A 5,856-nucleotide genomic window follows, 5' to 3' on the forward strand; every position below is an offset into this window, starting at 1 on the left:
GTCGGCGCCCAGGTACGGGCTGCCGACCACCACCACGGCGAGACCGCCCACGGCGACCATCACGGCCGGCCGCCAGCGGCGGTGCACCCGCTGGCCGAACCACCCGCCGGTCACCAGCGCGCCGGCGAGGAACACTCCCAGCCCGACGGTGCTCAGCCCGGCGTACCGGCCACCCTGCAACGCCGAGTAGCCGACCACGCTGTTGAGCTGCAGGCTCGACCCGGTGAGCACGTCCAGCCCGACGGTCAGGGTCGTGAGGCCGGCCACCGCGCCGAACGGGCCGAGCGTGTTCGCGTACCCGGGGGCGAACCGGACCGCCGCGGTGCCCCCCGCGACCAGCAGCGCGGTGACCGCGCCGAAGATCCATCCGGGGTGTTCGCCCCGCCACCAGGGCACGGCGTCGGCGAGCAACGCGGCCGGAACGGCCAACGCGGCCGCCACCAGCAGCAACTCCACCACCGCCACGACGCGGGCGGAGACCGGGGTCGGGCCGGCCGGGCCGGCGTGTGGTCGGGCCCGGCGCAGCAACGGCAGCACCGCCAGGGCCAGCAGCACCTGAAGCCCGGCGAGCAGGGCGAAGAACCGGCCGGAGACGGCCCGCTGGGCCGTCGCCTCCCGGTCGGCGTCCGCCGGCGCGTTGATCGCCTCCGCCAGGTCGGACGGGCGGCCGCCGGTGCTGACCGCCGGCCGGCCGAGGAACAACCGCTCCGGCATCGGCCGTCCCAGCGCGGTCAACGCCGTCGGCGCGAGGTCGACAAGTTGCAGGTAACCGTCGCGGCCGGTGCTGGCCGAGGTGAGCCAACCCCGCTCCCAGCCCGGCCCGTCCGCGACCACCACGTGCAGCCGCGACGGCTGCTCGGTGTCGGAGATTCCGGCCACCAACACCAGCGACCGCTCCGGCCGGGCGGCCAGGACCCGGGCCAACTGGGCGTCGGCGGCCCGCGCCTGCTCGGCACGCGCCACCGGGTCGGTCCCCTCGACCGTGCCGAGGTCGACGATGCTCAGCACGCACGAGCCGAGCAGCCGGCGCGGATCGGCCGGCAGCCCCGCGGCGTACCTGTCGACCCGGCCGAACGGGCGGGCGGCGGCCACGGCGGCGCCCGGACCCACGGCGACCGAGCAGCGCACCGACTCCGACAGCGACCCAGGCATGGTGCCCCAGGGCAGCCGCTGCTGGTTGTACTGGACCACGCTCTCCTGGTCGGGCAGGTTCGCGCCGATCCCGTCCGGTTGCTCCACGGCCACGCCGGCGGGCGGGCAGCCGCCGTCGGGCCGGGTGCCGTTCCACGCGGCGAAGCTCCCCGCGCCGAGGGTCAGCCACCCGTCGACCGGGCAGGTGGGCCGGTGCGCGGACCGCACCGACAGGGAGCCGATCGAGCCGTCCCGGGCCATCCGCCACAGCGTCGGGGTGCTCTGCTGGTCGACGTCCTCCCAGCGCAGCCCGGCGATCCCGGCGAGCACCACGAAGTCGGCGGTGCGCTGCGGGGTGCCCTGGGGTGGCCGGGCGGACAGCGCGGTGACGCCCAACACCACCACGAGCACGGTCAACAGGGCGGGAGCGAGTCGACGCAGCATCACCGGTGTCCCGTCATCGGCGCGTCGGAGCCGGGGGCCGCCGGAGGAGTCGAACGGGCGGTCAGTTCGGCGTAGAGGGCCGCCAGCACGGCCACCGTGTCCGCCTCGGTGGGCCACGTCGCCGCCCGCTCGGCGCCGCGCCGGCCCAGCTCGGCCCGGGCCTCCGGGTCGTCCAGCAGCGCGCGCACCGCCGCGTCGACCGCGTCCACGTCACCGGCGGGGACCAGCGCGGCGGCATCGCCGACCAGCTCCGGCAGGCCACCCACCGCGGTCGCCACCAGCGGCACGCCGGCCCGCATCGCCTCCTGGGCGAACAACTGCCGGGCCTCCCAGTCGCTGGTGACCACCGCGAGGTCGGCGCCGGCGAGCAGGTCGGCCACGTCGGTGCGGTGCCCCAGCAGGGTCACCGGGGCTCGGGCTGCCGAGGTCCGCGCGGCCAGCGGCAGGTACGCCGGGCCACTCCCGGCGATCACCACGACCGGCGGCGGGGTACGCGTACGCCAGCGGGCGGCCGCGTCGATCAGCACGTCGTAGCGCTTCTGCGGGTGCAGCCGCCCCACCGAGACGAGCAACGGCTGCTCCGGTCGTACGCCGAACTCGGCGCGCACGGCGGCGCGGCGTCGACGCGGCGCGGGCAGCGTCGGGGCGGCGACCGGGGCGAGTCGGGCGTCGGCGGCACCCAGCGCGGCGGCCCGCTCGACCAGATCGGTGGAGGCGCCGAGCGCCACCCGGACGCCCCGGGCGACCACCCGCTCGACGAGCCGCGAGGCCCCGCCGCGCAGGCCGCCCACGAGGACCGCGTTGTGCCAGGTCACGATCAGCGGGGCGGACGGACGGGCCAGCACGGCGACGAGACCGGCGCGCAGGCCGTGCGCGTGCACCACGTCGACGCGGGCCGCGGCGAGCGCCCGCCGCAGGGCGAGCACCGCCCGCGCGTCGGCGGGGGTCGGGCTGGCCGGGATCTCCACCGGCTCAAAACGCGCGCCGACGCCGGTGAAGTCGAACTGCTCCTGCGTGGCCGCCGGCCCACAGACGAGCACGGTGGCACCGGCCGCGACGAGCCCGCGCGCCACCGAGCGGACGTGCTGGCCGACCCCGCCGGTGCTGGAAGCCAGCAGCAGCGCCACGGAGCCCGACCAGCCGTTTGTCTCCGTCATGCCGGCCACCGCCGGTTGGTGTTGACAACGCTCACCGAACCGCCGTCTCCTTCCCGTCGCCCCGCTCCGGGGGGACCGCGCCCGGCGTCGACGTGCCGGCCCGGCCCCGCGGCCCTCGCCGGCCGAGGCGGCGTACCACCCCGGTCAGTAGCGGCCGTACGTCCCGCCGGTCGACGAACCAGACCACGACGAGGAACACGACACCGACCAAGACCCCGGACAGCATGCCCTGACCGAGTGCCGCGGCCGTCGTCGGGGTGCCGCCGTCCAGCCTGTCGAGCCAGCGGCTCACGCCCAGCCCGGCGAGCGCGGCGAGCAGCCCGGCGAGGCCACCGGCCGCACCGGCGCGCGCCGCGCCGGCAAGCGCCGGCCGGCCGGCGCTGCGCAGCACCGCCGTGACGAGCAACACGCCGAGCACCACCATGCCCACCGAGTTGGCGGACGTCACGGCGAGCACCCGGTCGGTCAACGGCAGGATCGCACCGAGCAGCAGGACGACGGGCGGCACCACCAGGAAGCCGACGGCGGTCGCGGCGGTCGCCGCCCGGGTCTCCCCGCGCGCGTAGAGCGCCCGGGTGAGGATCGCGAAGAGGCCGTAGCCGACCAGGCCCGGGGCGTACCCGATGATCGCGGCGGCGGCGGTCGGCGCGGTGGACGCGGGGAAGAAGAAGTGCCCGACGGGCCCCGCGGTCCCGACCAGCGCGGCCGCGCCGAGGCAACTGAACAGCAGCACCCCGCGCACGGCCGGCGCCAGGGTCGCCCGGTAGCCGTCCTCGTTGCCGGCCGACCGCGCCGCCGCGAGCGTCGGATAGGCCGCCACGGCCAGCGGCACCGCGAGCACCGCCCACGGCAGCAGGTAGACGGTCTGCGCCAGGTTGTAGACGCCCGGGTTGCTGCGCGCGCCCGCGGTGACCTGGTTCAGGCTGACGATCAGGGCGATCTGCTGCGTGGTGACGGTGACCGCGCCCGCCACCGCCAACGCGCCGACCCGGGCCCGCGCGTCGGCGGGGAACCCGAACCCGGGCCGCAACCCCAGGCGCAGCCGGCGCACCGGGACGAGCAGCGACAGCGACAGCGTCACCACGCCCAGGGTGGTGCCGGCGGAGAGCAGCAGCTCGCCGCCGGGGCTCACCCCGGCGACTGTGGCGTACCGGCCCTGGGTGGCGGTGAACCCCAGGTAGACGACGATCACGGTGAGGCTGGACAGCAGTGGGGCGAGCACCGGCCAGGCGAAGCGCCGGTGCGCCTGGAGCACCCCGGTGAGCACGATGCCGACGCCGTACAGCGGTAGCTGCGGCGCGAAGACGCGCAGCATCCGTACGCCGCTCTGCTGCTGGGCGTCGGTCAGGTGGTGGCCCAGCGACTCGACCACCGGGCCGGCGAAGAGCACCACGACCAGCGCGAGCGGCACCAGCAGGGCAAGCGTCCAGGTCAGCAGCGCGCCGGTGGTCCGGGCGACCGCCGTGCGGTCGCCGGCCTCGACCGCCCCGGCCAGCAGCGGTACGACGAGGCTGGCCAGCGCGCCACCGGCGACGATCTCGAAGATGAAGTTCGGCACCGCGTTGGCCACCACGTAGGCGCCGCCCAGGTCGGTCGGGGCGAGGCTCCACGTGAACACGGCGGTACGGCCGAAGCCAGCGAGCCGGCTGAGCACGGTGAGGACGGCGATGAGCGCGGCTGCCCCGGCCAGCCGGCCGGCGCCGGCGAGGGGTGCCGGTCTGGTCACGTCAGTCGGCGCGTCGGCCCAGTGCGTCGAGCTGCCGCAGGCCCGGGGTTCGCTGGATCACCGCCGTGAAGCTGACCTTCTCGCTGGCGGCGGTGAGCCCGGCGAGCACGGCCAGCAGACCGGCCCGACCGAGCGGGCCACTGCGGGCGGCGAGCGCGACGCCGAGCAGGGCGCCGAGCGCGTTCGCGCCGCTGTCGCCGAGCATGACGTCCTCGGACAGGTCGTCGCGGAGCAGGCCGGCGGCGGCGCCGGCCGCGCCGGCCGCGATCCCGCCGTGCGGGCCACCGGCCAGCGGCACGCCCAGCAGCAGCCCGGACTTGATGGCCCGGCCGGGCCGCAGGTCGAGCAGGTTGAGCAGGTTGGCGGTGCCGGCGATCACCCCGGCGCCGAGCAGCACGTCGACCCCCCGGCCGACGGCGCCGTGGCGCTTCCGGCGCGGGTGCGCGGCGACCCGCGGGTCGGCGGCGAGCAGCGCGGCCGCGCCCAGCCCGGCGGCGCCCACCCCGATGATCTTGACCAGCCCGGCGGTGACGCGTCCCTCGCGCAGCGCGGCGAGGTGCCCGGCGAAGCCCTTGGCCGTCTTCTGCTCCGGACGTGCTCCGACCACGTCGTCGTAGAGCCCGACACCGCCGGCGCCGAGGCCGGCGACCAGGGCGGCGCCACCGGAGGCGGCGCTGGTGGCGCCGAACACGCCCGCGGCTGTCGCACCGGCGGCGAGCGCCGGCCCGGCCGCCAGGGTCACCGTCCGGCCCCGGAAGTTGGTGCGCTCCAGCGTGGGACCCACCGGGGCGGTCCGCACCTCGCGGAGGGCGTACCGGGCGGCGGCGGCACCGGCCCCGGCGATCAGCAGCCGGCCCAGCATCCTCACGCCGCCACCTCGCTCGGGCGCAGGGTCGCCCGCTCAGGCGCGTCGGTTCCGGACACCGGGGTACGTCGTTCGCTCACTGGGGCAGTCTAGGCAGCAGGGACGCGGCATTGTCGCCGACGCCGTACTGGCCGGCCTTCTTCTCGGTGAGCTGCTGCACCAGGGCGAGGCTGGTGACCAGCTGGCCCTGCACGGTGTTGGCGTTGTCGACCGTGGAGATGGTCTGCGACAGCACCGGGTCACCGCGGACCACGGACACCACGTTGCCACCGGCGGAGCCGTTGCCGCCCACCACGATCGACCCGGTCCGGTCGAACTGTTCGGCGATCTTGACGACCGACTCGTCCCGCTTCTCGGAGTCCTTGTCGACGTACGGCTGCCCGCTGACCACGACGACGGCCTCGGCCGGCCCGGTGACCTTGTTGTTGTCGGTGGTCAGGTAGCCGGCGTTGTTGTACGCGGCGAGCACCGCCCGCCGGTCGGCGTCGCCGACCGGCGGGGTGCCCTGCGCCCGGTCCAGCAGGACGCTGGCC

The 5,856-nt window shown here is 76.6% G+C and carries 4 protein-coding genes and 1 pseudogene; all 5 read right to left on the reverse strand.

Annotation, left to right across the window (positions count from 1 at the left end; genetic code table 11):
• Nucleotides 1–1,575 (reverse strand): annotated as a pseudogene (locus AB0J68_RS25150) (hypothetical protein); the annotation flags it as partial.
• Entirely contained in the window at nt 1,575–2,732 is a 1,158-nt protein-coding gene (locus AB0J68_RS25155) for a glycosyltransferase family 4 protein (protein WP_363940642.1), read from the reverse strand. The pseudogene AB0J68_RS25150 and the gene AB0J68_RS25155, both read right to left, overlap by 1 nt.
• Nucleotides 2,733–2,763: 31 nt before the next feature.
• Entirely contained in the window at nt 2,764–4,458 is a 1,695-nt protein-coding gene (locus AB0J68_RS25160) for a lipid II flippase MurJ (protein WP_363940643.1), read from the reverse strand.
• Between the two features lies 1 nt (nt 4,459).
• Nucleotides 4,460–5,326 (reverse strand): hypothetical protein, encoded by an 867-nt coding sequence (locus tag AB0J68_RS25165; RefSeq protein ID WP_354861632.1) that lies wholly within the window; start codon nt 5,324–5,326, stop codon nt 4,460–4,462.
• A gap of 73 nt (nt 5,327–5,399) precedes the next feature.
• Nucleotides 5,400–5,856 (reverse strand): copper transporter (locus AB0J68_RS25170; protein WP_363940644.1); only part of this gene is annotated, 457 nt, incomplete at its 5' end.

The organism is Micromonospora sp. NPDC049580 (assembly GCF_040675595.1).
In the GTDB taxonomy this organism is placed as follows: Bacteria; Actinomycetota; Actinomycetes; order Mycobacteriales; family Micromonosporaceae; genus Micromonospora.

Excerpts from the sequence above, each read along its gene's own strand:
- AB0J68_RS25155 (WP_363940642.1), bottom strand. The coding sequence starts at position 2,732 with ATGACGGAGACAAACGGCTGGTCGGGCTCCGTGGCGCTGCTGCTGGCT.